Origin of the sequence: uncultured Streptococcus sp., from assembly GCF_963511325.1 — a bacterium.
GTDB lineage: Bacteria > Bacillota > Bacilli > Lactobacillales > Streptococcaceae > Streptococcus.
The window spans coordinates 46,220-70,659 of sequence record NZ_CAUPII010000002.1 but is presented as its reverse complement, the minus strand read 5'-3'; the positions used below and the strand labels follow the sequence as shown (position 1 = coordinate 70,659).

Below are 24,440 nucleotides of genomic sequence, written 5' to 3'. Positions count from 1 at the left end.
GATAGGCAGACATATAGTTTTAAACTATATGTCTAAAAGTTACAAAATCATCCACCTACGAGAGAATGGATGATTTACAAACTTATTTGATGTCAGCTTCTGCTGGGAGGTAAGAACCACCAAAGAACTGTTGAGATAATTTTTCAAGAGTTCCGTCTTTGTAGAGTTCTTGGATGCGTTTGTCAACAAATGATTTCAATTCATCTTGACCTTTTGCAAGAAGTGGGTAAACGTAAGGTTGTTGGTCACTTGGAAGTTCGATGACTTTCAAGTTATCCAAACCTTGGTTTTTGATAACTGTTTCTACACCGATTTTATCAAAAATCTTGTAGTCAAATTGTCCATCGCTCAAACGTCCCATGATTTGTTGGAAGTCAGCTTTTGTATAGTTAAGGACAGTTGGGTTATCTGCGTGTTGTTTGTTGTATTCTTCCAATTGTTTAGCTGATGTTGTTCCTTGAACGACTTCAGTAGATTTTCCACCGATATCATCAAGTGATTTGATGCTGTTATCATCTTTCTTAACTACGAGAACATTAGGGTTTTTAGCAGTTGGTGCTGCGTAAAGGTACTTTTCTGCACGTTCTTTAGTGTAGCTGATGTTGTTAACTGCCATTTGGTAACGATCTGCGTCAAGGCCTGCAAAGATACCTGACCATTCTGTCTTTTCAAACTTGACATCATACTTGTCAGAGTCTTTAAAGATAGCGCGAACAACCTCAATCTCAAAACCAGTCAACTCACCGTTTTCTTCATAGTTAAATGGTTTTGGTGACGCGTTGGTTGCTACGACGATTTCTTTTTTACCAGATGTTGCTTCACCAGATGCAGCATCTTTCTTTTCACCACCTGAGCAAGCTGCCAATACACCTGCGGCTACAAGCCCGAGGGCAGCAAGTGATGAATACTTAACGATTTTTTTCATGATATTTCCTCCAAAATAGAATACAATCTTATCTTAACAGAAAAAAAGGAATTACGCTATTATATGATTTCTATATTTGTGATAGGTTTTCTTTATGGCTGATTTAAAAGACCAAACGTAAGACTGCTATCAAGACCACCCCAAAGAGAACAGTCCCCACCAGATTGCGGTAACGAAAGGCTACAAAAGCCGTTGGAAAGACTGCTAAAAAGTCTAACCACTTTATCTGCGGGAAACTTCCAACTTTTCCTGCCACCACACTTGAAAGAATCAAGGCAAAGATAATAGAAACTGGTAGAAATTTCAAAAAGCGCTCTACGATAGGCGGCAAACCCTTGTACTTGGCTAGGATAAAAGGAATCATTCTTGGAATCCAAGTCACCAAGCCAGAAAAGACAATTGCTAATAAAATATACTTACTGATCATCCAAGACCACCCCCATGGTACAACCTAGCAAGGTCGCAAACAGAACAGCTAATGACTGAGACACCACCGTCAAGAGCAAAAAGAAAGATACAGCTACAACTGCTAAAATTATGAAGAGATTGCGCAAAGGAATCCGTTTTTGCATAATCTGAAACTGGGAAGTAAAAATCCCAATAAACATCCCCACTAGGGCAAAATCTAAGCCAAAAATTTCTGGATTTGGTAGAAGTCCACCTAGAGCAGTTCCGACAACAGTTCCAACAAACCAAGCTACATAGCTGTTAAGGTTGTTCCCGTGCATCCACATAGGATTGACCTTATCCGTATGCACCAACTCGCCCATCAAAACGCCATAGGTCTCATCGGTCAAGAGGCTGGACATGCCGATATTGTGCCAAAGACTAGTATGACGAAAATAGGTCGATGCATGCAAACTGAGCAAGAAGAGACGCAGATTAATCAAAAAGACCGTCATGGCAATAGCAGCTACTGGAGCTTGAACTGCTATCAAGGCTATCATAGCAAACTGGGCACTCCCAGCATAAACAAAGAGACTCATCAGCCCCATTTCTACTGGTGTCACATAGGGCGAACCGATAATCCCACAGGCAAGGCCGATGCTAACATAGCCCAGAGCCGTCGGCACCGCAGCCTGCACACCTTCCCAAAATCCTTTTTCTTTCATAGATTTCCTCACTAATCATTCCTTCAGCAACTGCTTTCCAAACAGTCACAGCAAACATCATTATAACATATTCGTGAAATAGAAAAAAGTCTGCTGACTGACAAGAACAGAAAAAGACTGGGAGGCCAGTCTCAAACATATATTATACAAATTCTCCGTTAAATACTTTCACGAATATTCGAGAGCATGACAAAGGCAACTAGAAGGAATAGCAATAAAACAAGGCTAACTGCCAGAGTTCCAAAGCTAGTAGCAATGGTTACCAAAGCTATTGTAAATAAGCTAGGTAAAACAACCGTAATGGCGCCGATAGAGGATTGAACTGCTCCCATTGACTCCTCAGGTATTTGTTTAAAAACGAGTTCCTGTAGTCGAGGAGAGAGAACACCTGCGAAAAAGGCGTCCAAAGCACTAAAGATGAGAATCCAGTCAAAACGAACTGTGGCAAATCCTACTAGAAGAAGCAACTGGATGACAAGCGAGGCATAGAGGGCTGTTTTTATAGCAATCGTATTTTTCAGATAGGCACTTACAAGGCTTCCGACAATAAGGGCTGCTAATTCAAGAGTGGATAGCAAGGCAAGAGATTGACCTGTTTGTAAATTCAAAAAGGGCTGATTCCTCAAAAACAGAGTAGAAACAGGAACTGTAACATTTATCACTGCTTGACTAATAGAGATAATAAACAAAACCAAGAGCACATGATTCATATTCCATATCAATTTCGATGACTGGACCAAATGCTGGCAAAAGGATTTTACAGAGAGTCCTTCTTGATAGCTAATCGTTTTTTCTACTTTCAAGAGATCATTTTTTATGAATAGGATACCTAAAAATGCGATTAAAAAGGTAAGAGCGTTCAGTAAGGAAATAAACTGGATGGATAGAATACCTAATAAGACTCCTCCTAAAATATTACTGATTGTTTTCACTAAACTAACAGTTGACTGTTTAAATCCAATAGCTTCTGCCAGATGGTCTTCTCCAATAATTCTAATGAAAATCGGAGTGAGCATGGCACCTGAAAAATAACTCAATGTGTCAGACAAGAGGTTAATCAGACAAATAAATGCTACTAATAACAAGGAAAAGGACTGCCCTGAAAGCGATAGGGACACTATAGAGTAAAGCAAAAATTTTGCAAAACTAATAATTGTATATTTTAGGACACGATGATGTTGAAAATCCGCTAAAACTCCCAGAAAGATTTGTAGAACTTGAGGAAGGGTTTCTGAAATCGTAATGAGTAAAATCGCCAAAGGGGCAAAAGATGCATCTGCCACATAATTCAAAAAGGCCAGATAAAAAATCGTATCCCCAACCGTTGAAATCCACTGGTTGATGGTTAATTGTCTAAAATCTCTATTTTGAAGAAATACTTTCATCACAACTCCTTTTTAAATTCAAATGGGAATCTTTTCCCAAGGATAGACCAATAAATCCCTAGATTTCCGATACCAAAATCAAATAATGTATCTGAACTTTCTTCACATTCAAATACCAAAATACTATTTTTATCTCTTTTGGATCTACTTAATAAAAACTCAATCACATCCTCACGTACATTTAAATTATACTGATAGTTTAGAGTTTGCAACAAACTGGATAAACCATGACAAAACAACTTGACTGAATAAGATTGAATTTGAAAGCAAGTTGTTGAAACTTTGAAATTATTTTTGAATACCTTTTGTCATATAATAATTCAAAATAAAGTAAGATCCCTGAAGTTCCTTCACACCACAATGAGGACTTTTCCCTTTATTTACAATTCTCAAAATCCACTAAAATAACAAAGGTAGAATTTGAGCAATGGCATTATCGACTATATGCAGTCCAATAGCCCAATAAATAGACTTTGTCACTCTAAAAAAGACTGCCATTATTAGACCACCACCCATATATACGAAAAAGTCTGTCAAGACCCAACCATGACTACTGATATGCAAAATCCCAAATAAAGCAGCCGAACCAAGCACATCCAGTCCCCACTTCTTCCCTTTTTCCAGAGCTGTCATCACCAATCCACGATAGATCACCTCTTCAAAAATGGGGCCTGCAATCACAGGATAGAAAAAATACATCAAAAATGCAGTAGGACCTGTAAAAGTAGGAAGATCCAGTTGATAAGAAATTTCATTTTGGGTGGACGGGAAAATAAAAAATGTAACGAAATTCCAAACAAAAAAAGCTAGAAGAGCTAAAAAGGAATAGAAAAGATAGGACACTTTAAATTTTCTGCTATTGATTTGTTGCCATTTTCCTGACCAAATCATGGCAACAAGAGCAAGCAAAACCACAAGAAAATTCAACATCATATCCGAAAAATAATAGCCAAAATCAGATAGACCAGCAGCCAAGTCGCTGTGTAAAACCAGACGAATGAAGAACTGGTCAGCAACGACAAGTAGAATAGCTATAAACAAGTAGTAGCGTGAGATTCTCTTTTTCATATTTCATCTTTCTAATATCCAAACACCAATAAGCTCACGATAATTAAAAAGGTATTCCACAAGATGTGAAGGACCATTGACCAATAAATTGAACATGTATAACGAAAGAGCATACAGAGTAGCAGACCTGCTCCTGCATAAACGATGAAGTCTGTTAACACCCATCCATATTGTAAAACATGGATGAGACTAAAGAGTGTGGAAGAAATGATGACGTCAATATAGTATTTTTTAAATTTAGATAGGGCTGTCATCAGAAGTCCACGGAAAACTAACTCCTCAACTATCGGAGCAATAAGACTGCCGTAGAGAATACGTGTCACAAAATAACTAATTCCCGTCAAATTGGCTACGGTTTCTTTTATAGCACTCCCATTTTGCGTGCTGGGAAAGATCCGAGTCGTTATATTTACCCACAAAAACATCAATATAAAGGAAAGAAAGAAGATACCCAGATAGGACCAACGAAACTGGAAGCGACCGTACTCTTTCCAACGTTGACTCTTAACAAGAATGACAGTAGCAACAATTCCCTCAATTACTATCAATAAAATTTGCATCCCATAAAATCCCAAATCAGATAACTGGCTCACTGAGTCTAATTTTGCTACAAGATTAAAAATCAAGTAATAGGACACAAGCACCAAAATGGTCCCTAGATAAAATTTCGTTTCTTTCCCTTTCATAGTTGATCCTTTTAAGTTTTATTTACGTCGTCTTTCAGCCAAACCTACCCAGAGTCCTTTCATCCAATCAAAAGCTCCGTAAGGGCTTGGTCCAATACCTCCGCCTCCCCAAATCGGTAAAGCAATTCCACCACCATTGCCTGGGTTAACCACAGTGTTTCCTTCGCTAACTGCTTGCAATTCAGCCTCTGTCAATTCCATTGTTTCTGCAAATTGTAAATTCAACATCATTTACACTCCTTTAATTATTTTTTATTCGTAAACCACTTCTGCGACCTAGGATTTGCTTCAGATGCTTTACAAGAATAGTATAGCACAGAAATTGGCTTATTTTTGAAAATCGCATATTTGATATTTTTTCTTATAGAAATTTCAGATTTGCGATTTTGGTAGATTTGATTATTTCCCTGGTATAATAAAGTTATTACTAATGAGGAGGGAAGTAATATGAAGAAACAAGTTTTAACATTATTGACGATCGTTGCTGAGATTATTATTATTTTGCCATTTCTAACTAATCGATAAGTTCTTTGTATTGCTGTAAACGTAATTCAAAAAGTGCTGATAATTGTGGGTTTTCTAATATTTGCAGAGATTGGATAAAGTGTTCAATCTCTTTTTGATTGCTTCCCTTGGTTTGAAGGAAAACACTCAATTTCTTTAAAAATTGCCATGATACTTTCTCAAAAACATCATACGGGCGAAGTATGCTCTCCAACTCAAATTCAAATAAAGTTTCCTCGTAGCAACTCAAAACTTTTTACCAAAATCAAATACTCTGAAATTTTCATCTTTTTAAATCCTAGTGCAAGAACATAAGTATTTGACCAATACCATTGTAGACTATATGCAGTCCAATAGGCCAATAAATAGACTTTGTCACTCTAAACAAGAGTGCAAATATGATACCACCGCCCATATATACGAAAAAGTCTGTCAAGACCCAACCATAATCACTGATATGCAGAATTCCAAATAAAGCAGCAGAACCAAGCACGTCCAGTCCCCATTTTTTCCCTTTTTCCAAAGCGGTCATCACCAATCCACGATAAATCATCTCTTCAAAAATGGGCCCTGCAATCACAGGATAGAAAAAATACATCAAAAATGCCGTAGCGCCTGTAAAAGTTGGAGCGTAATGTTGATAAGAAATTGCATTTCTAGTAGGTGGAAAAAGAGAAAAGGTAACTCTATTCCAAACGAACAACAAAAAAAAAGCCAAGACACAATAAAACAAATAGGACCAACGAAACTTCTTACTGTTAATTTCCTGCCATTTCCTTGACTGAACCATGAAAATAAGAGTAATAAGAATTACAAGAAAATGCAATGTCATATCCGACAGATAATAGCCAAAGTCAGATAGTCCAAGGGCAAAGTCGCTATGTAAAATCAGACCACTGAGATACTGGTAAGCAATGACAAGTAGAATGGCTATAAAAAAGTAGTATCTTGAAGTTATCTTTTTCATTTTATTTTCTCCTATACTATGAAATAAAGACAGCCCCTACCCAAGAAAAAGGCAAGGGCTTTAAACATCAATAACGACGTCTAGTCTCAGGAGCTGGAGGAGCAAAGTTAAAGTAGTTTTGCCATAGAGCACCTCCTCCACCAGAGCCCAATGGAGGATATGCCCTTCCTCCACTAACCTTTTGCAATTCTGCCTCTGTCAATTCCATTGTTTCTGCAAATTGTAAATTCAACATCATTTACACTCCTTCAATTATTTTATTTGTAAACCACTTCTGCGACCTAGGATTTGCTTCAAATGTCTTACAAGGACAGTATAACACGAAAATTGGCTTATTTTAGAAAATCGCATATTTGATATTTTTTCTCATGAAAATTTCACATTTGCGATTTTGATTGATTTAATTATTTCACTGATATAATATAGTTACCATTATGTAGGAGGACATGAAATGAAGAAACAAATCATAGCATTATTGACAATCGTTGCTGAGATTATTATTATTTTGCCATTTCTAACTAATCGATAAGCTCTTTATATTGCTGTAAACGTAATTCAAAAATGGCTGTTAATTGTGGGTTTTCTAATATTTGCAGAGATTGGATAAAGTGTTCAATCTCTTTTTGATTACTTCCTTTGGTTTGAAGAAAGACACTCATCTTCTTTAAAAAAAAACTGCCACGATACTTTTTCAAAAACATCGTATGGACGAAGCATGCTCTCCAACTCGGCCTCAAAGATTGGAATATAAGAAAATAGCTTACGCTCCATGAGTTCTGATATAATATTCAGAAATCCACTTTTCATATACAGTCTATTATGTACTAACTCTTTAAATTCCTTGGATTTTTCAAGTAACGAGGTTGATAAAAATATCAAATCTTGGTTGCTCAAGAAAGGCATGGTATTGCAAAAAAGATAGAGTTCAAACCAGGTCCAAGACTCAATAGCATAGAGGTAGGTGGTCAAAAATTCGCTATCCTTCTCTGCTAGCGGATAGCTTTTATCTAAGGAATGGATGGCATCTTTGATTACAATAGCATTCAAACGACGATAGGTCTCTGCCATCTGTTCTTGCTTGACCTCCTCTAATAGTTGCTCTAAACCATCTATATCTTGGTGGGCAAAGCGATCCACAACCTTTCTACCAATTTGCATATGTAGGGATTCTTGATAATTGTTGAGCTTATGACCAAACTCATCAAAATTCATATTGATCCCTTGGATGGCTAGGATCAACTTATCCGCAGATAGCATAGACTGCCCTAGCTCAAACTTTGACAACTGAGAGGCTGTTAGTCCAGCACCAGCCACATCTGACTGCTTGAGCTTTCTAGCCAAGCGCAATTCCTTGTAAAATTCTCCTAATTCCTGTTTTTCAATCATGGACAAACTCTCTTTTAAATATTCCCTTTACTATTCTATTCGTAAAAACTTTTACTTTTTTAACATATTATAAAATATTTTAGCAAAAAAGCCAGCTTCAAGCTGACTTTTTATTCTATAGTATCAAAAGCAAGACTTGGTTTGGCGTTTAGCTCCAAGCCTGCAAAGTTTTCTTTGTTCCACTCGCTAACGCTGGCATAGGCAATCATACCCGCATTGTCTCCACAGAGACGCAGGGGTGGAATGATGACCTTAACGTCAGTGATTTCAGCTGCCAAGCGTTCTCTTAATCCTTTGTTAGCTGCTACACCACCAGCCACAACTAGAGTTTTAACAGGGTATTTTTCTAAGGCCTTCTTGGTTTTTGCCATGAGAATATCCATAACTGCTGCTTGGAAGGAAGCCGATAGGTCTTCCTTGGACAAGCTTTCTCCCTTTTGCTCAGCATTGTGGTGAAGATTGATAAAGGCAGACTTCAAACCTGAGAATGAGAACTCCAGATTATCTTCCTTAATCATGGCACGTGGGAAATCATAAATATCCTGACCTTGGTGGGCTAACTCGTCAATCTCCCGACCTGCTGGATAGGTCAAGCCCATGACACGACCGACCTTATCATAGGCCTCGCCAACCGCATCATCTCGAGTTTCACCAACGATCTTGTAATCACCAGCCTCAGAAACATAGACCAACTCTGTGTGTCCACCACTGACTAAAAGGGCTAGCAAGGGAAACTCCAAAGTCTCGACACTTTGAGCCGCCATCAAGTGACCGGCCATGTGATTCACAGGGATTAGAGGTAATCCATGTGCCCAAGCAAAGGCCTTAGCAGCTGACAAACCAACTAACAAGGCTCCGACCAAGCCTGGTCCGTAGGTAACCGCAACAGCTGTCACGTCCTCTTCGGTAATTCCTGCTTCTGCCAATGCCTCCTCGATACAGGCTGTAATGACCTCGACATGGTGACGACTGGCTACTTCTGGTACTACGCCACCAAAACGTTTGTGACTCTCAATTTGACTAGCAATGACATTGGACAAGAGCTCATCATCGTTTTTTAAGACAGCGACACTGGTCTCATCACAGGATGTCTCGAATGCTAAAATATATCTATCCTTCATCTATTTCTCTCTTCATGATAATGGCGTCCTCAACTGGATTATGGTAATAGGCCTTTCTCTCAGCGATGACTGCCATTTTTTCTTTCTTGTAAAATGCTTGCGCTCGTTGATTAGACTTCCTGACTTCGAGAAAAATCTCCTTGTCTGCTGGCAATTGAGCAAACAAGGCTGACGCAATCCCCTGACCCTGATAGGATTTTTTGACAGCGATTTGCAAGACTTCTGCCTCAAAGATATTTTCCTGAACGGCTAAAAAACCAATCACTTCAGAGCAATCGTAAGCTAGAGCATACCAGGTCTGGTCTTGGGACAGGTCTGCTTGGATTTGTTCCAGAGTCCAAGGACTGACTGGGTATACATCTACCATGACAGCATAGATGGCTTGAGCCAAGTCAGGTTGCTGTTGGATTCGTTTGATTTCTATCATAGGCGTTTAATGTAGGACCCACCAGACTCAGTGTGATTCTTGAGCCAGTTTTCCTCAGCCTCGACACGTTTGAGGTAATTCGGCACGAAGTCGTGCAAGGAGTCTGCTTCCTTGTCCCAGGCCCAGAGGGCTAGGTTAGCTGCGTTTGGTAAGGTTTCTAGATAGTTAGCCTGTGGCAAGTGTTCTTTGATTTTCTCCACAAAGGCTCCCACTTCACCGACAAAGGTTACCCGTTCAGCATCTTTGACTTGCTCCAAAACTTCTGCAAAGGACAGATGCGCCTCTGGAAAGACAGGCTGAGCATTTTCATAAAATCCTGCATAAACATTGTTGCGACGTGCATCCATCAAAGGGACAATCAAACCCTCCTGTTGGTTCGGTACCAGAGCCAAAAGGCTGGACATGCCCACTAACTCAATGTTCAGGGTATGAGCCAAGGTCTTGGCAGTTGCTACCGCGATTCGCAAACCTGTGTAGCTACCTGGCCCCTCTGCGACAACGATTCGATCCAAATCTTTGGGCGTCAAATCTAGACTGGTCATCAAAAAATCGATGGCTGGCATAAGGGTAATACTGTGATTTTTTTTGATATTGATTGTCGTCTCGGCAAGAAGCTGCTTGTCCTCTAAAATAGCAAGAGAAAGAGCCTTGCTGGACGTATCAAAAGCTAATACTTTCATAACACATTCCTATCTTTTTGTCTGTTTACTATTATACTACAAAAGCCGACACATGGGAATTTTCTTTGTTTTGAAACAAAAATGTCCTGCCAAACAGACAGGACAAGTACTTAAACATTCAAACCAAAGTAAAATACAAGCCAGACCACATAGGTCACAAGAAGGAGGAAAATGGAATACAGAGTCACGAAACCAATCTTCCAAAGAAATTTGGTTTTTCGATGCTCTAGCCGAGTATACAAAACATTTCCTCCGTAAACACAGGCAACAAAAATCATAAAAGCTACCAAACGAATACCGATAGCAAAAGTAAATAGGCCATTCATCTTTCAACCTCCTTGATATAGAAATGTCTCTTATAACTTTATTATAGCACTTGCATCTGATGTCTTCAAATACTTATACAAGGTAAAATGGAACCCATTTCAAGCTCCTTACTTTCATGTTTCCTGCTTTTACTAATTCCCCTTTTTATGTTATAATTGAGATAATTGTAACGAATCAAGGTCAATCGAGACAAAAAATGAACTGGAATCAAACCAGCTTCAAACTGAGCATTTTTGAATATAGCTGACCTGAAAGCAGAAAGGAAACATATGATTTACAAAGTTTTTTATCAAGAAACAAAAGAACGCAGCCCACGTCGTGAAACAACACGCTCACTATACTTAGACATCGATGCTAGTTCAGAACTTGAAGGACGTATCGCTGCTCGCCAACTTGTCGAAGAAAATCGTCCAGAATATAATATCGAGTATATCGAACTCTTGTCTGACAAATTACTAGACTACGAAAAAGAAACTGGCGCATTCGAAATTACGGAGTTCTAATATGGCCTACACTCTTAAACCAGAAGAAGTCGGCGTTTTTGCCATTGGTGGTCTAGGAGAAATCGGAAAAAACACATATGGTATCGAATATCAAGACGAAATTATCATCGTTGATGCAGGGATTAAATTCCCTGAGGATGACCTACTTGGTATCGATTACGTTATCCCTGATTACTCTTATATTGTAGAAAATATCGACCGCGTCAAGGCTCTCTTGATTACACACGGACACGAGGACCATATCGGAGGGATTCCTTTCTTGCTCAAGCAAGCAAACATCCCTATCTATGCTGGTCCACTGGCCCTTGCCTTAATCCGTGGAAAACTCGAAGAGCATGGACTTTTGCGCAATGCTACACTTCACGAAATCAACCACAACACGGAGTTGACCTTTAAAAACCTTAAAGCAACTTTCTTTAGAACAACCCACTCGATTCCAGAGCCATTGGGAATCGTCATCCATACACCTCAAGGAAAAATCGTCTGTACGGGAGACTTCAAGTTCGACTTTACACCAGTTGGTGAACCTGCAGACTTGCACCGTATGGCAGCCCTAGGTGAAGATGGAGTGCTTTGCTTACTCTCTGACTCGACCAATGCTGAAGTGCCAACCTTTACAAACTCTGAAAAGGTTGTCGGCCAGTCGATTATGAAGATCATCCAAGGTATCGAAGGACGTATCATCTTTGCATCCTTTGCCTCAAATATCTTCCGTCTCCAGCAAGCAACGGAAGCTGCTGTTAAGACCGGGCGTAAGATTGCTGTCTTTGGACGCTCTATGGAAAAAGCCATTGTCAACGGGATTGAACTAGGTTACATCAAGGCTCCTAAGGGAACCTTTATCGAGCCAAATGAAATCAAAGACTATCCTGCAGGCGAGGTTCTCATCCTCTGTACAGGTAGTCAGGGTGAGCCGATGGCAGCCCTCTCTCGTATCGCCAACGGAACCCACCGTCAGGTGCAACTCCAACCAGGTGATACGGTTATCTTCTCATCTAGCCCAATTCCAGGAAACACCACTAGCGTCAACAAGTTGATTAACATCATTTCTGAAGCTGGTGTCGAAGTTATCCACGGTAAAGTGAACAATATCCATACATCTGGACACGGTGGTCAGCAAGAGCAAAAACTTATGCTCCGCTTGATTAAGCCAAAATACTTCATGCCTGTTCACGGTGAATACCGCATGCAGAAAGTCCACGCTGGACTAGCGGTGGATACTGGCGTAGAGAAGGACAATATCTTTATCATGAGTAATGGTGATGTGCTTGCCCTCACTGCAAATTCTGCTCGTATCGCTGGTCATTTTAATGCTCAAGATATCTACGTCGATGGAAATCGTATCGGCGAAATCGGTGCAGCTGTGCTTAAAGATCGTCGCGATCTATCTGAAGATGGCGTTGTACTGGCTGTCGCAACCGTTGACTTCAAGTCTCAAATGATCCTATCTGGACCAGATATTCTCAGCCGTGGATTTGTATACATGAGAGAGTCCGGCGACTTGATTCGCCAAAGCCAACGTATCCTTTTCAATGCTATTCGCATCGCTTTGAAAAACAAGGATGCCAGCGTCCAGTCTGTCAATGGCGCTATCGTAAACGCCATTCGACCATTCCTTTACGAAAATACTGAACGTGAACCAATCATCATTCCGATGATTCTCACACCAGATGAAGAATAAGAAAAAATTCTCTGAAGTCCTATGTCTTCAGAGAATTTTTGTTATTTTATGATAAATTGTAGCAATTATTTTTCTTTAATCAACTAGTCTATAAGACTTATAACTCTTACCGCTGCTTAGTCTCAATAGCTTTTTTCACCAAAATCTGTTGATAAGCTTCCATATCTCCGCGTTCCAATGATTCTTCTTCATGAATGGATAATCGCCATTTATAAGCCTGAATTTCCTTATCCAACAACTCCTGAGGTGCCCCAATCAGATTCAAAATAGTCAGACGCTCTTCAATGCTCTTTAAGGGATAAACATCTGCAAGATTAACTGTTCTAGTTACACTTGTGGAGCGTTTTCTATGAATATAAATGGCTTTATTCATATAGGCAATCTTATCTGCTTGAAGATAAACCTTATAGGTCGTATAATCGTCTTCTACCTTCTGATCCGTTGGATAGACAATATCCTTGAAAAGCTCCGCTTTATAGAGTTTTGCCCACGGAACAGTAAAACATTGACTAAGATTATATTTTCCGTCATATTGATGATGGAACCAATCAAAAGGGCTATACACTTGTTCAAAATAGTTGTCTGCACCTACATGAATTAAAAAACTTCCCTGATCTTCAATAAACTGAGTAAAATTACCAATTGCAATATCTGCATCCGTTTTTTTCAATAAATCATAAAGGCTTTGGATATGGTCTAACTCTAGCCAATCATCATTATCCACAAAGACAATGTAATCACCTGTCACAGCTTCCAAGGCACGATTACGACTGGAAGCAACTCCTCCATTTGGCTTATGGTAAACTTTAACACGCGCATCTTGATTCTTATATCGTTGACAAATAGCTGCTGAACCATCCGTTGAGCCATCATTGATTAAAATAACTTCAAGATTTTGATAAGTTTGTTGAAGAATGCTATCTAAACATTTTCAAGATAGGCCTCTGACATATAAACAGGAACGATAACACTTATTTTTTCAATTTTTAGTCTAAGTGCTTCAAATATCGCTGGATTGATACAATCATATTCTCTTAGCCACAAACTCTTGATTATATTTCTTCCATACTAAGTTGATGATTGAAATACAAATTGTCAGCAAGTGAAGTACTAAGCTAAACGCTATATAGTTATTGATATCTTTATCTAGGAAGATCTACTCTAAAGCTTTCACGATACTTCTCTTATTTATCCATCATTTAAAAAAGTAACTTCAACTCTTCCCTGATCGCTAAGTACGGATTCATCTTTTGTTTATCATAAGTAGATTGATATTTTTCTGGATTTGCAAGTTGGGATAATTTGTCAATCATCTCTGCTACACCATCCCTTGGAAACACATGGTCAGTAACATAAAACTCTGGTTGGTGACACGTGTCCTTAAAAGCATAAAGGACCATGCCATTTTCAAGAGCTGTACGGCTACCATCAAGTATTTCCTGCGCATGAGAAATATCCAGATAAATGCTACACGTTTGTAAAAGTTTCTCATATATCTCTCTAGACAGGCCTGGGTAGAGATGAACATTTGCATGACAATCCAAATCTAATAAACGCCCTCCCATTACTGTTAGCGCAGCAATATGAAATTCAAAATTCGGTAGGGCAGATACAAGGACTTCAATTTGCTCTAGTTCTTGCGTATCTGTCAAAATTAAAATATGCGGGCGAAACTCCCTAAAGGCCCCAAGAAACGTTGGTAGATAAATCAGGGGAAGATTCATATTGTCTGTCTTTAATTTCAAATCTCGAGTCAGTAGTTTCCCACAACGATCTTTTAAATACGAAATATCTTCGACAGATAACTCTTCTCTTATATAAAACATTATCTGATTAGATGAGAGGTTAGGCATATCCCTAAGCAAGTTTATATCTGATAATACTAAACAATCACATGTAGATAATTGTTTATCTAAAATCAGTTTTCTTGCTTCATCAATTGAAGAAAGGCCCTGTTCCCGACCGTTTGCTTCTCGATAAAGTGCACGATTATGAGATGAAAAAAGATAGAGTTGCTCTTGATTTTCCTGACCATAAATGTCTATCTCTTTTTTTCCACCACTCCAAATTTCTCTCTGAAAACAAGTTCCCGATAAATCATAATGATCTTTTGCACAACAAATACCTTTGTTATCATACCATTCGACTACCTCCACCATTTGTGGCCACTGAGGATAGCAGTAAATCTTCCCTTTTTTATTTCCTTCCGCTACGATATCACCTGTAGAAAGAACCTCCCAAAATCGAGGTAAGGGAAGTTGAGTCATGTGTAAGGGATTTGAACTTTCATGATTAGAAAAAAAACTAGTAAAAATATTGTTAATCGTTAATGATTTCAGATTCTTCCCCATAAGTTCTAAATCTTTTTTTAGGCGATCGTCATCTGAAGACCATTCCCTTGTCAGATAATAATACATCATTTCTTTTTTATTTCCATTCTCTAGTCAAAAATTCATACCATTGTTTTATTATGCGGTCTGATAAATATTCTTCAGCCAAGCGGTAAGATCCTTCCCTCAGCTGTTTGATTTGTTTGAAGGCTTTCTCTAAAGCTTTTGTTAAATCAACCACAATTTCCTCATCCGAACGAGCAGCAAAAGGAACTAAATAACCATTTTTACCCTCTTGAATAAAGGTCTGATTTCCATATGGTACATCTAAACCAACAAGAGCTTGTCCAGAACCAATTGCTTCTAATAAAGTTATACCAAAAGTTTCCCATTCCGAGGTAGCCAAATAAAGTTCATACTCTTTGAAACGGTTTGAAATTGTCTGATGCCCCTTAAGATGGATATAATTTTGTGCTCCTAGATTGGCAATCTCTGCTTCAATATCCTGCCATAGCATCCCTTGCCCATAGATATCTAAGTTGACGTCTGGAAAAATTTCATGAAAAGCAACGATGGCTTTGATTGCTAAGTCTAACCGTTTTCGGCGTTCAAACCGCACGGCAATCATCACAGAATAAGGTTTTCGTTCATCAGCTAATTGCAACTGTTCTAGGGCAGCTACTGGAAGAACGCGAACTTGACCAGTTTTCCCTAGTAATGCTAAATGTTTTTCCAATTCATCCTTCTGTGATTGCGTTGATACTAAAATATCATCAAATTCCTCGGCATATTGAAAAAGGTGATAGTATTCAGAATTGATCTGATCTCCCCAATAATGAATAGAGTGCACAACACAGGATAATCTTGCTTCTCCTTTTAAACGTAAAAGAGGTGATGTGAAGGGAAGATTCTCTAGACGATCAATAAATACATGATCCTCTTTACTAAACTGCAACTCTGATAAGGCTCGCTCTAAAAATTCAGACTCACTATAGAACCACTCCGATCCACACCGATAAACTGCTTCAGTATCCTCACCTGGTTCTTTCTTAATCTCTTCAAAGGCTATGGAACCATCTCTATTATGAAACAGTCGGCGAACAACTCTAGCTACTATACCAAATCCAGCATCCACTGCTGTAAAAAATTCTGTGAACAGCTTTTTCTTACCATAATGTTCTCTACGAAGTAAACGACCAAATACATAATAATCTACATAATCCACATAATCCGGTTTTAGACTGTTTTTATGTAGAATGGTAGTCACACCATCTTGTTCTTGAAAAATCACTTCACAATTATTTTCCTTATATTCAGCAGTCAGGTGTAAGAGCTGCTTCATATCATCTATACGGATCCCCAAGCTCATATCACGCTGATCTGTCAACAACATATGTGCTAATAGGATTTCTTCCTCAAGATGACCCAAAGAAAGGTAATAGTCCCATTTAAATCGAGGAGGGACCTGTGTAAAAACAAAACTGGCAGGAAGGTCCAAGTCGCGAAAAACCTTCCCACGATATGCTTGAGCAACATCTACACCATTTGGTTCTAAACCCACCATAAGATTAAAAGTGTAAAGCATTCTTTAACTCCAAACTAAACTCTAATCACAAGCATCAAAGCATGGACTCCATAAAAGAAGTGAACTAGCGAATGATTAGATTATCTACTAAAACTTTCTCATTTATCTAACGAATTGAGGTAAGCTTTAATCGCCACTACCATCGCTTCAGGAGTTTGTGAAGAAAAAATCTGACTTCCTCCTGTTGGGTCCTTACTGGTATTATCAAAAGCAAAGATCGGTTTCCCTAATTTATGAATCTCCTGAGTGATATTCATAATTTCGTTAAAATGATTGATATCCAAATAAAAATCGATTTTGCTAAGAACATTTTCAAAATTATAAGGATTGAACTGTGGATAAATGGACACATTTAAATATCGTTGTAAATCGACCACTTGGGAGGCAAAAGTTGTATGAGCCAAAATATGAAAATGAACCTCAGGTAGTGCTTTTATCAAAAACTCCAAGTGCTCCATCTCGCAAGCATTTGTAAAGATTGCAGTATGATATTTTTCTTTTTCTGTAAGCTCATCTAAACCATGTTTGATAATCTCTTTCCGTAAGATAATATCTGACCAATCTAAAGTATAGAAGAACCACCACTTATCTCCCAAGCGATTATTATATACAGCTGACCATGGTTTTTCGTCTGTATAATGAATAACAGAAACCTCTGATTCATATTGATTCGCTTTTACATACCATTCATCTTTTTGAAAACGTGTCGCAATAGTATCCATTCCAACCATAAAATTGTAATTGACGTCTAGCTCTTTCCATTGCCCTACAAAAAATCGGTTTAAAATTCCTTGATCACCAAACTCAACTTCATGGTACTGATCTGCTAATTCAAACAATTTTGTTGAAATCGCATGCTCTCTCCAATGGGCATTATTTATCAATAAAACGCCTGAATTGAAATTTGTTTGCTGCAATTCATCTCTAACTGCTGCGACTGGGCCATCACCTAGATCTATTGCAAAAAGGGGTGTTAAATCTCCATTGACAATAATATCCGAATCAAGATATAAAACCTTATCTTCCTTCAGTATGTCTGGAATAAAAAAGCGAAAATAAGCTGCGTATGATAAATGCGCCGTTGGTAAACGATATTTTCGGAGATGATTATTAGAAATCTTTACATTTACAATTTCTGAATGAATAGCTTTCAATCGCTGATTCATAATACGAAACCATTCCGAAGGTAGATCGTCATTAAAAACATAAAATTTTATATCATCGTTATAAGCACAAACAGACTTGATAGTAGTTTCCACCTTATCCATATATCCATTATCTGCTCCAAGTACGATTGCTTTCTTCATTTTTCAATCCCTTTTATCTAACGTTTATTTTCTTTTTCTATTAACTAATAAAATCTGTCGAATTTCATCTACCATTTTTGAGGTTCTTCATGGGCGATTACTTTATCAAAGAGTTCTGCTTGATGGGCTACAATATCTAAGGGCAGCACAGTTTTTCCCTAGATCTTGATAGGTTTGATTGAGAATACTATCTAGACATTGTCGTAAGTAGTTTTCAACGTTGTAAACTGATACAATTATACTAATTTTTCTGTCATTTTTATATTTCTCTTTATACTTTTCCAAAGTTATGAAAAACGGTTCTTCAGTAGGATTCCCAATTCACTACTAGCTTTCTATAGTTTGCGGAAAAATTCTCTGATGAAAGCTGAAATATCTTTACTCATGATTTTATCCAGCCTCTCAGTAGTCAACTCCTCTGACCGGTTCCACCAATATCCTTGATTTGACCATCGGGTAACAGTTGAAAAAAGCGCTGATGTTGCTTATTTTTATGTGAAAAGATACAGAATTTTCCAGATACTGATACCATTGCTAATCTTCCCCTTATAACTTTGACCAAGAACACGAATCTTCTATAGAGAGTTTTTTTCCCAAAAATCTTTATAAAAATCTAGTATTTTTTAGTCAAAATCCTAGATTTATTCCATTTTAATTATACCTTATTTTTAGCAAAAAAGCCATCTTATAAAATTCTCAATCGGGCATAATCTGGATTTTCAAATCTCTATAAGTCTTCTCTGCCATCATCCGAAAATCAAAAGAATAACCTAAACTCTAACAGCTAGCAAATAACTAACGGTTAAAATCTAGGTTTACTCATAGAAACTTCATTATTTCACGACAAGCTCGTAACGAGTTTTGCTGGTGAAAGTTTCACCTGCTTTTAGGATGACTTGGTCTTTAAGGTCACTATGAATAGCATCTGGTAAAGCCTGTGCTTCAAGAGCAATCCCATTGTGCTGAATCATCGGCTGACCAGCGATGATGACACTCTCATCCACAAAGTTTGCTGTATAAACTACAAAGCAAGGTGCTTCTGTCTTAAAGAGTAAGAAACGACCTGAACCCTGGTCATAGAGGAAACCAGCATTATCATGTCCTGCAGGCAGAGCAAATGGATGGTCCAAACCAGATACGAGTTGGATTTGCTCATCTTCTTCTGCAAAGATATCCTTCAACAAGGCACCATTATAGATATGTTTGACCACATCACGATTAGCATCTGGAGCTTTAGCTGGAACACCATCAGGAGCAATTGGATAAATCCCCTCTGTATTCAATTGGAATACATGGCGGTCAACTGTCTGCGTGAAATCACCAGATAAGTTAAAGTAGCTATGGTTAGTTGGATTGACCAAGGTATCCTGGTCTGTCGTTACCTTGTAACTAACTTCGTAGGCACCACTTTCTTCCAAGTTGTAGCTAATCCAGATCTTAAGATTTCCAGGGAAACCTCCTGTCCCGTCTGCTCTTTCTGTGTAAAGAGTCAAACCATTATCATTCACTTCAACTAGCTCAAACAAGCTAGAATCCCAACCAGTTGAGCCACTGTGGTTACAGTTGCTAGCATTGTTGACTTCAAGATCATAGGTCTTACCATTAAGTTCGAAAGTCGCTCCTGCAATACGACCTGCAACTGGACCTACACTTGCTCCATGTTTAGGGCTATTTCCCACATAGCTTTCAAAATCGTCAAAACCTAGGATAACATTGGCAAAATTTCCAGCCTTATCTGGAGTTACATAGCGTAGAATTGTTGCTCCATAAGTCATGATTTCCAGTTGGTATCCTGCCTCCGTTTCAAAACGGTAAGCGAGGACATCCTTGCCATCAACTTTCCCAAATACACGTTCTGTGTATGCTTTCATCCTTCTCTCCTTTTTCTAATTCAATTAAGTAAACAAACCATAGAAAGCGCATTCACTCTCTATGGTTTTATTTTATGATTTACAGACACCTTTGTCAAGAAACCATAGATATTTTATTAACAAAAGTCGTTTCTTCTATTTCTGATCTATGCTTCTACACGTTCAGTCCATGAAGTAGCTGTTGTTTGAAGTACTTTATTGAGTTCATCAATGTTTTCAAATCCAGTTGTACGAAGCCATTCGCGAGCTGCTGCTTCACCATCTTTGATATAAGCTTCAACTGATCCAGCCCATGTTGCACGTCCACAAAGAACACCGTTGAAGTTTGCACCTGATTCGTGGGCAAAGACAAGAGTTTCTTGGAAGAGTTTAGCTGATACACCTGCACTCAAGTAGATGTAAGGAAGGTTAGTCGCTTCATCTTGTGCTTTGAAGAAAGCAGCTGCTTCTTCACGTGTATGAACAATTTCGCCATCACCAAAGCCTTCAACGTATTTCACGTTAACTGGAACTTCTACTTTCAAGACATCAATGTTGAAGCGTGGGTCTGAGAAGACTTTCATAGCACCGATAACTTTGTGTGGTTTTACTTTAGCGTATTCTGCAGAACCTGCGTCCGCAATCTTTTCATCGTAAGCCAAGATTTCAAGGAAGAATGGAATATCTTCAGCTACACACTCAGAACCAATACGTTCAATGTAGGCTTGTTTTTGTTGGTTGAGTTCGTCAGAGCTATCTACGTCATAGTAAAGCAAGAATTTAACGGCATCTGCACCTTGTTCTTTGATACGTTTTGCAGACCAAACGTCCAAGCAGTCTGGCAAGCGTTTTGTACTTGTTGTATCGTATCCTGTTTTCTCATAAGCAAGGAGAAGACCTGCATTTGGATCAAGAGCTTTTGTAGCTGGAAGTCCGTACTCAGGGTCAAGTAGCATTGATGAAGCGTATTTTGTCAATTCATCCGCTACCAATACTTTAAGTTCTTCCATTTGAGCTACTGTTGGCTCTTCTGTTTGGTATTGAGCCATAAGGCGTTTCAAAGCACCACGTTGGTCAAAAGCAAGAGCTGAGATGATACCATTCTCATCAGAGAGTTTTTGCATACAAGCACGTTTATTTGGGCTTAATTTTAATTTACTCATAAATAACTCCTTATTTTTCAAACTCGTGAATAATGACACCTTGAACTACACGGTTAACTGTACCTGTAGGTGATGGTGTATCTGGTCTGTTACCAACTTTAAGTGAAGTCAAGAGAGCAAATAACTGACCATAAACGATGTAAGGGAAGACACGGTAAACATCATTCAGAACCCCACCGCATCCAAGTGCTACTTCCTTCACATTTTCAAGGCCGAAGGCTTGATCACTCAAGAGAACAACACGTCGAGCAATTTGGTCGCCTGCAACTTCACGAACCAAGTCCAAATCATACTTGCGAGTGTAATCTGTGGTTGAACCAAATACCAAAACAACTGTATCTTCATTGATCAAAGATTTTGGACCATGACGGAAGCCAACTGGACTTTCATACATAGTCGCTACTTGACCAGCAGTCAATTCCAAAATTTTAAGCTGTGCTTCATGAGACAGACCAAAGAATGGACCTGCACCTAGATAAATCACTCGGTTAAAGTCTAGGTCAACCAACTCTTTGACATCTGCCACATTGTCAAGAACTTTGCGAGCTAAACTAGATAGCACGTCGAAACGTTCAGCTTTAACAGCAAAGTCTGTCGGATCAAATACCAAGAGCGCTGTCAACATCATTGAAGTGAAGCTTGAAGTCATCGCAAATCCAGCATCGTTGGAAGCAGCTGGTTGCAAGAGCAAGAGGTTGCGGTCATCACCATGAGCTTGAAGAGCCAATTTCCCTTCAGCCGCACATGTGATTGTTACTTGGTAAAGTTCGTCAACTAAAGCTTTTGCTAAGTCAACGGTTGCTACACTCTCAGGCGAGTTTCCGCTACGTGCGAATGATACCAAAACAGTCGCCACATCTTTTTTCAAATAAGTTTGTGGGTTTGCTACGATATCAGTTGTCGCGATAGCATTAAAATTCCATTTACGTTCATCATAAACTTCTTTAAAGTAAGGAACCAGAGTATCACCTACATAAGCAGAAGTTCCAGCACCAGTCAGGATAACTTTGATGTAGTCATGTTTGTCAGCAATTCCTTGTAAGAAGGCTGCAATTTCATCACGTCGTGCTTGATAAACTTCAAAAGCTTCTTTCCAAACGTCTGGTTGTTGGTAAATTTCGCGAGTTGTGATTTCTGCTCCCAACTCAAGCAATTCTTCTTTTGTATAATCTAGCATTGAGTTCCTCTAATCTATTATTATATTGTTTTTTATTTAAAATATGGGAATGGGAGTAAGCCCCATTCCCATTTATATTCTATGAAATATGTTCTAACAGTATTTCCGTTATTACACCTTATTCATCTTCATCGTCATCGAAGCTTGCCAATAAATCATTAACTTTGACAATGCTCTCTGAAGCACGACTCTTATAATCTGCATCAGCGCCAGTTAGGCTCGCATTGATAAATTCAATCACCATTGGAAGATTCATTCCTGCATAAAGTTCGATGTCACGACCTTCCATAATCAGACGGCTCACCACGTTACATGGTGTTCCACCAAGGAGGTCAGCAAAGACTAGGAAATCATCCAAACCTTCAACAGCAGCTTCAAATTTCGCAGTAAAATCTTCTGGCCCATCTTCTGGAAGAAGAGCTACTGCATGAATGTTGTCTTGTGGACCCATAATCATCTCTGTGCTACCTTTAAGTTCTTCACAGAAACGACCGTGACTCACTAAAATCAATGATTTAGTCATAAATTATGCGCCCATTCCAAGTGCAAATTTACCAAAGGCAGAAAGTGCCAAGGCAAGCACGATAATGATACCGATAGCTTTTGTAGAGTTCATACCTTTCTTACCAAGCAACCAGAAGATAAAGGCTGTGAAGATTGCTGGAAGCAAGCGTGGGAAGATTGAGTTCAAGATGTCTTGGAAGTCAATCATCTTTTCACCGATTGGCAATTTGTATGAAATTTCAAAGTTGATCATTGTTGCTACAAGAGCACCCATCATGAAGACACCAAGTACAGATGCAGCTTCAATCAAAGCTGTCAAAGTGCTTTGCATGTTGTTGATAAGGTTAACCCCTTCTTTGTAGGCAAATTCCAACTGTTTCCAACGGAAGATGTCATACGCTACTGCAACTGCAATCCAAAGGAAGATACCCCAAGGTTGACCAGCGATAGCCATTGTTGCAGCGATAGATCCCATGATAGCAGGTACAAGTGAACCAAAGATAGTATCTCCAAGAGGAGCGAATGGTCCCATCAAACCTGTCTTGATACCATTAACCGCATCTTTTGAGACAACGCCATCTTTTTCTTCCATGGCAAGGTCAAAACCAGCGATGATTGTGTGGAAGAATGGTGAAGTGTTGAAGAATTGAGTATGAACTTTCATCATTTCTTTCAACTCAGGAGTTCCATCTCCATACATTTTACGCAATTGTGGCAAGATCATGTAAAGGTAACCTGATGCTTGCATACGTTCGTAGTTCCATCCCAATTGGAAAGTGAACAAGCTACGTTTGTTAATTTGATTAAAATCTTCTTTTGTTAATTTGTAATTAGAATTCGTCATCTTCAATTTCCCCACTTTCTGATGGTGTAGAAGGTGCTGCTACAGCAACTTTTTGGCTGTTTTTGAAGTGAACAACTGCAAGGAAGATACCTACGATAGAGATACCGATCATAGACAATCCTTTGAAGTTGTTAGCAAAACCGATAGTTTCTGCAACTTCAGCAGGAAGAGTGCCAATGAGACCAGCAACTGCTCCACCAAGACCTGTTACGTATGAGTAAAGAACAGTCAACATAGCTGTCAAACCGAATCCCATAGCAAGGTAGTGAAGGTTACGTTTAACTGGAAGGTAACGAAGCAAGATAGCGAATCCAAGACCTGGAAGCATACGACCTGCAAGAGTCAAACCGTCTGCAACCCATTGGAATTCTTTAACAAAGTTTACAACTGCTTGTACGAATTCTCCACCGAAAGCTAGGGCGAAGAATACTGGAAGGGCACGAGAAGCAGCCCATGGAAGCGCACCAAGAAGGTAGTTACGTTCGATTCCTTTGTAGTCAAAGCGTTCGATCGCAGCATCAATACGGTGTGCGAAGAATGTAGTAGTCATACGACCAAGTACGTCGAAGTAAGTTAAAAGTGCCGCTACAGGAACCGCAATTGTTGTAATTGCAAGAGGTGCGTCAATCCCTTGTGAAACTGAGAATGCTGTTGCAAGAACCGCACCAGAAGTTGCGTCGATACGAGAAGCACCACCGAAGGTACCAACCCCAAGGACAAACAACTGCAAGTTACCACCGATAAGCAAACCAGTTGTCAAATCTCCCATGATCAAACCAGTAATGAAACCAGCGAATACAGGGGAACCTGCAGAAGAAACGATCGTCAACTCATCACAGATTTGATAAGCTGAGTACAAAGTGAGAAGTAAAATTTGCCACCATTGTATCATAACAATGACCTCCTAA

The 24,440-nt window shown here is 39.0% G+C and carries 25 protein-coding genes and 3 pseudogenes; 2 read left to right on the top strand and 26 right to left on the bottom strand.

The window, feature by feature from the left end:
• Nucleotides 1-82: 82 nt before the first annotated feature.
• From RQ973_RS01085 to RQ973_RS01015, 15 genes and pseudogenes are all read right to left on the bottom strand, one after another.
• Entirely contained in the window at nucleotides 83-925 is an 843-nt protein-coding gene (locus RQ973_RS01085) for an amino acid ABC transporter substrate-binding protein (RefSeq protein ID WP_045762539.1), read from the bottom strand.
• 103 nt (nucleotides 926-1,028) lie between these two features.
• Nucleotides 1,029-1,352 carry an AzlD domain-containing protein gene (locus RQ973_RS01080; RefSeq protein ID WP_311522450.1) on the bottom strand — a complete coding sequence of 108 codons (324 nt, stop codon included), beginning with the start codon at nucleotides 1,350-1,352 and terminating at the stop codon, nucleotides 1,029-1,031.
• Nucleotides 1,342-2,037, bottom strand: coding sequence for an AzlC family ABC transporter permease (locus tag RQ973_RS01075; RefSeq protein ID WP_311522449.1), 696 nt, complete (start codon nucleotides 2,035-2,037; stop codon nucleotides 1,342-1,344). The genes RQ973_RS01080 and RQ973_RS01075 overlap by 11 nt, the downstream gene beginning before the upstream one ends.
• A 158-nt stretch (nucleotides 2,038-2,195) precedes the next feature.
• Nucleotides 2,196-3,422, bottom strand: a complete 1,227-nt coding sequence (locus tag RQ973_RS01070) for an MFS transporter (RefSeq protein WP_311522448.1) — start codon at nucleotides 3,420-3,422, stop codon at nucleotides 2,196-2,198.
• A 399-nt stretch (nucleotides 3,423-3,821) separates the two neighbouring features.
• On the bottom strand, nucleotides 3,822-4,490 hold the full coding sequence (locus RQ973_RS01065) for a lysostaphin resistance A-like protein (RefSeq protein ID WP_311522447.1): 669 nt from the start codon (nucleotides 4,488-4,490) through the stop codon (nucleotides 3,822-3,824).
• Nucleotides 4,491-4,501: 11 nt separating this feature from the next.
• Nucleotides 4,502-5,176, bottom strand: a complete 675-nt coding sequence (locus RQ973_RS01060; protein WP_311522446.1) for a type II CAAX endopeptidase family protein — start codon at nucleotides 5,174-5,176, stop codon at nucleotides 4,502-4,504.
• Between the two features lie 18 nt (nucleotides 5,177-5,194).
• Nucleotides 5,195-5,404 (bottom strand): hypothetical protein, encoded by a 210-nt coding sequence (locus RQ973_RS01055; protein ID WP_311522518.1) that lies wholly within the window; start codon nucleotides 5,402-5,404, stop codon nucleotides 5,195-5,197.
• A 286-nt stretch (nucleotides 5,405-5,690) separates the two neighbouring features.
• Nucleotides 5,691-5,909: pseudogene (locus tag RQ973_RS01050) on the bottom strand (MutR family transcriptional regulator); the annotation flags it as partial.
• Between the two features lie 69 nt (nucleotides 5,910-5,978).
• Entirely contained in the window at nucleotides 5,979-6,647 is a 669-nt protein-coding gene (locus RQ973_RS01045) for a lysostaphin resistance A-like protein (protein WP_311522445.1), read from the bottom strand.
• Between the two features lie 67 nt (nucleotides 6,648-6,714).
• Nucleotides 6,715-6,882, bottom strand: a complete 168-nt coding sequence (locus RQ973_RS01040; RefSeq protein WP_311522517.1) for a bacteriocin — start codon at nucleotides 6,880-6,882, stop codon at nucleotides 6,715-6,717.
• 283 nt (nucleotides 6,883-7,165) lie between these two features.
• Nucleotides 7,166-8,033: pseudogene (locus RQ973_RS01035) on the bottom strand (XRE/MutR family transcriptional regulator).
• A gap of 110 nt (nucleotides 8,034-8,143) precedes the next feature.
• The gene (gene tsaD, locus RQ973_RS01030; protein ID WP_311518993.1) at nucleotides 8,144-9,154 is read right to left on the bottom strand and encodes a tRNA (adenosine(37)-N6)-threonylcarbamoyltransferase complex transferase subunit TsaD; all 1,011 of its coding nucleotides are present in this window, start codon (nucleotides 9,152-9,154) and stop codon (nucleotides 8,144-8,146) included.
• Nucleotides 9,144-9,581 (bottom strand): ribosomal protein S18-alanine N-acetyltransferase, encoded by a 438-nt coding sequence (rimI, locus tag RQ973_RS01025; protein ID WP_311518992.1) that lies wholly within the window; start codon nucleotides 9,579-9,581, stop codon nucleotides 9,144-9,146. Before rimI ends, tsaD begins: the two co-directional genes overlap by 11 nt.
• Complete coding sequence (tsaB, locus tag RQ973_RS01020) at nucleotides 9,578-10,261, bottom strand: tRNA (adenosine(37)-N6)-threonylcarbamoyltransferase complex dimerization subunit type 1 TsaB (RefSeq protein ID WP_311518991.1); 684 nt, start codon at nucleotides 10,259-10,261, stop codon at nucleotides 9,578-9,580. The genes rimI and tsaB overlap by 4 nt, the downstream gene beginning before the upstream one ends.
• 110 nt (nucleotides 10,262-10,371) lie before the next feature.
• On the bottom strand, nucleotides 10,372-10,587 hold the full coding sequence (locus tag RQ973_RS01015) for a hypothetical protein (protein WP_311522444.1): 216 nt from the start codon (nucleotides 10,585-10,587) through the stop codon (nucleotides 10,372-10,374).
• Between the two features lie 270 nt (nucleotides 10,588-10,857).
• Here RQ973_RS01015 and RQ973_RS01010 point away from each other — a divergent pair, with 270 nt between their 5' ends.
• On the top strand, nucleotides 10,858-11,091 hold the full coding sequence (locus RQ973_RS01010) for a DNA-dependent RNA polymerase subunit epsilon (protein ID WP_000639587.1): 234 nt from the start codon (nucleotides 10,858-10,860) through the stop codon (nucleotides 11,089-11,091).
• A gap of 1 nt (nucleotide 11,092) precedes the next feature.
• Nucleotides 11,093-12,772 (top strand): ribonuclease J1, encoded by a 1,680-nt coding sequence (gene rnjA, locus RQ973_RS01005; protein WP_311522443.1) that lies wholly within the window; start codon nucleotides 11,093-11,095, stop codon nucleotides 12,770-12,772.
• A gap of 106 nt (nucleotides 12,773-12,878) precedes the next feature.
• Here the strand turns inward: rnjA and RQ973_RS01000 are convergent.
• The 11 genes and pseudogenes from RQ973_RS01000 to RQ973_RS00950 form a co-directional block, all read right to left on the bottom strand.
• Nucleotides 12,879-13,756, bottom strand: a pseudogene (locus RQ973_RS01000) (glycosyltransferase family 2 protein).
• Between the two features lie 215 nt (nucleotides 13,757-13,971).
• On the bottom strand, nucleotides 13,972-15,192 hold the full coding sequence (locus tag RQ973_RS00995; protein ID WP_311522442.1) for a hypothetical protein: 1,221 nt from the start codon (nucleotides 15,190-15,192) through the stop codon (nucleotides 13,972-13,974).
• Nucleotides 15,193-15,199: 7 nt separating this feature from the next.
• On the bottom strand, nucleotides 15,200-16,687 hold the full coding sequence (locus RQ973_RS00990) for a glycosyltransferase (protein ID WP_075232298.1): 1,488 nt from the start codon (nucleotides 16,685-16,687) through the stop codon (nucleotides 15,200-15,202).
• A 98-nt stretch (nucleotides 16,688-16,785) separates the two neighbouring features.
• On the bottom strand, nucleotides 16,786-17,994 hold the full coding sequence (locus tag RQ973_RS00985) for a glycosyltransferase family 8 protein (RefSeq protein WP_311522440.1): 1,209 nt from the start codon (nucleotides 17,992-17,994) through the stop codon (nucleotides 16,786-16,788).
• A 105-nt stretch (nucleotides 17,995-18,099) separates the two neighbouring features.
• The gene (locus RQ973_RS09460) at nucleotides 18,100-18,279 is read right to left on the bottom strand and encodes a glycosyltransferase (RefSeq protein WP_371607937.1); all 180 of its coding nucleotides are present in this window, start codon (nucleotides 18,277-18,279) and stop codon (nucleotides 18,100-18,102) included.
• Nucleotides 18,280-18,827: 548 nt separating this feature from the next.
• Complete coding sequence (locus RQ973_RS00975; RefSeq protein ID WP_049549453.1) at nucleotides 18,828-19,865, bottom strand: aldose epimerase family protein; 1,038 nt, start codon at nucleotides 19,863-19,865, stop codon at nucleotides 18,828-18,830.
• A 146-nt stretch (nucleotides 19,866-20,011) separates the two neighbouring features.
• Nucleotides 20,012-21,007, bottom strand: a complete 996-nt coding sequence (lacD, locus tag RQ973_RS00970; RefSeq protein WP_049549452.1) for a tagatose-bisphosphate aldolase — start codon at nucleotides 21,005-21,007, stop codon at nucleotides 20,012-20,014.
• A gap of 10 nt (nucleotides 21,008-21,017) precedes the next feature.
• Nucleotides 21,018-22,184: an SIS domain-containing protein gene (locus tag RQ973_RS00965; RefSeq protein ID WP_049549451.1), complete on the bottom strand. Its 1,167-nt coding sequence runs from the start codon at nucleotides 22,182-22,184 to the stop codon at nucleotides 21,018-21,020.
• A 118-nt stretch (nucleotides 22,185-22,302) separates the two neighbouring features.
• Nucleotides 22,303-22,707, bottom strand: a complete 405-nt coding sequence (locus RQ973_RS00960; protein WP_000167443.1) for a PTS sugar transporter subunit IIA — start codon at nucleotides 22,705-22,707, stop codon at nucleotides 22,303-22,305.
• Nucleotides 22,708-22,710: 3 nt separating this feature from the next.
• The gene (locus RQ973_RS00955; protein WP_004250397.1) at nucleotides 22,711-23,532 is read right to left on the bottom strand and encodes a PTS system mannose/fructose/sorbose family transporter subunit IID; all 822 of its coding nucleotides are present in this window, start codon (nucleotides 23,530-23,532) and stop codon (nucleotides 22,711-22,713) included.
• Nucleotides 23,519-24,424: a PTS mannose/fructose/sorbose/N-acetylgalactosamine transporter subunit IIC gene (locus RQ973_RS00950; RefSeq protein ID WP_075230736.1), complete on the bottom strand. Its 906-nt coding sequence runs from the start codon at nucleotides 24,422-24,424 to the stop codon at nucleotides 23,519-23,521. Before RQ973_RS00950 ends, RQ973_RS00955 begins: the two co-directional genes overlap by 14 nt.
• Between the last annotated feature and the right edge of the window lie 16 nt (nucleotides 24,425-24,440).

Excerpts from the sequence above, each read along its gene's own strand:
- RQ973_RS01085 (WP_045762539.1), bottom strand. The coding sequence starts at position 925 with ATGAAAAAAATCGTTAAGTATTCATCACTTGCTGCCCTCGGGCTTGTA.
- RQ973_RS01080 (WP_311522450.1), bottom strand. The coding sequence starts at position 1,352 with ATGATCAGTAAGTATATTTTATTAGCAATTGTCTTTTCTGGCTTGGTG.
- RQ973_RS01075 (WP_311522449.1), bottom strand. The coding sequence starts at position 2,037 with ATGAAAGAAAAAGGATTTTGGGAAGGTGTGCAGGCTGCGGTGCCGACG.
- RQ973_RS01070 (WP_311522448.1), bottom strand. The coding sequence starts at position 3,422 with ATGAAAGTATTTCTTCAAAATAGAGATTTTAGACAATTAACCATCAAC.
- RQ973_RS01065 (WP_311522447.1), bottom strand. The coding sequence starts at position 4,490 with ATGAAAAAGAGAATCTCACGCTACTACTTGTTTATAGCTATTCTACTT.
- RQ973_RS01060 (WP_311522446.1), bottom strand. The coding sequence starts at position 5,176 with ATGAAAGGGAAAGAAACGAAATTTTATCTAGGGACCATTTTGGTGCTT.
- RQ973_RS01055 (WP_311522518.1), bottom strand. The coding sequence starts at position 5,404 with ATGTTGAATTTACAATTTGCAGAAACAATGGAATTGACAGAGGCTGAA.
- RQ973_RS01045 (WP_311522445.1), bottom strand. The coding sequence starts at position 6,647 with ATGAAAAAGATAACTTCAAGATACTACTTTTTTATAGCCATTCTACTT.
- RQ973_RS01040 (WP_311522517.1), bottom strand. The coding sequence starts at position 6,882 with ATGTTGAATTTACAATTTGCAGAAACAATGGAATTGACAGAGGCAGAA.
- tsaD (WP_311518993.1), bottom strand. The coding sequence starts at position 9,154 with ATGAAGGATAGATATATTTTAGCATTCGAGACATCCTGTGATGAGACC.
- rimI (WP_311518992.1), bottom strand. The coding sequence starts at position 9,581 with ATGATAGAAATCAAACGAATCCAACAGCAACCTGACTTGGCTCAAGCC.
- tsaB (WP_311518991.1), bottom strand. The coding sequence starts at position 10,261 with ATGAAAGTATTAGCTTTTGATACGTCCAGCAAGGCTCTTTCTCTTGCT.
- RQ973_RS01015 (WP_311522444.1), bottom strand. The coding sequence starts at position 10,587 with ATGAATGGCCTATTTACTTTTGCTATCGGTATTCGTTTGGTAGCTTTT.
- RQ973_RS01010 (WP_000639587.1), top strand. The coding sequence starts at position 10,858 with ATGATTTACAAAGTTTTTTATCAAGAAACAAAAGAACGCAGCCCACGT.
- rnjA (WP_311522443.1), top strand. The coding sequence starts at position 11,093 with ATGGCCTACACTCTTAAACCAGAAGAAGTCGGCGTTTTTGCCATTGGT.
- RQ973_RS00995 (WP_311522442.1), bottom strand. The coding sequence starts at position 15,192 with ATGATGTATTATTATCTGACAAGGGAATGGTCTTCAGATGACGATCGC.
- RQ973_RS00990 (WP_075232298.1), bottom strand. The coding sequence starts at position 16,687 with ATGCTTTACACTTTTAATCTTATGGTGGGTTTAGAACCAAATGGTGTA.
- RQ973_RS00985 (WP_311522440.1), bottom strand. The coding sequence starts at position 17,994 with ATGAAGAAAGCAATCGTACTTGGAGCAGATAATGGATATATGGATAAG.
- RQ973_RS00975 (WP_049549453.1), bottom strand. The coding sequence starts at position 19,865 with ATGAAAGCATACACAGAACGTGTATTTGGGAAAGTTGATGGCAAGGAT.
- lacD (WP_049549452.1), bottom strand. The coding sequence starts at position 21,007 with ATGAGTAAATTAAAATTAAGCCCAAATAAACGTGCTTGTATGCAAAAA.
- RQ973_RS00965 (WP_049549451.1), bottom strand. The coding sequence starts at position 22,184 with ATGCTAGATTATACAAAAGAAGAATTGCTTGAGTTGGGAGCAGAAATC.
- RQ973_RS00960 (WP_000167443.1), bottom strand. The coding sequence starts at position 22,707 with ATGACTAAATCATTGATTTTAGTGAGTCACGGTCGTTTCTGTGAAGAA.
- RQ973_RS00955 (WP_004250397.1), bottom strand. The coding sequence starts at position 23,532 with ATGACGAATTCTAATTACAAATTAACAAAAGAAGATTTTAATCAAATT.
- RQ973_RS00950 (WP_075230736.1), bottom strand. The coding sequence starts at position 24,424 with ATGATACAATGGTGGCAAATTTTACTTCTCACTTTGTACTCAGCTTAT.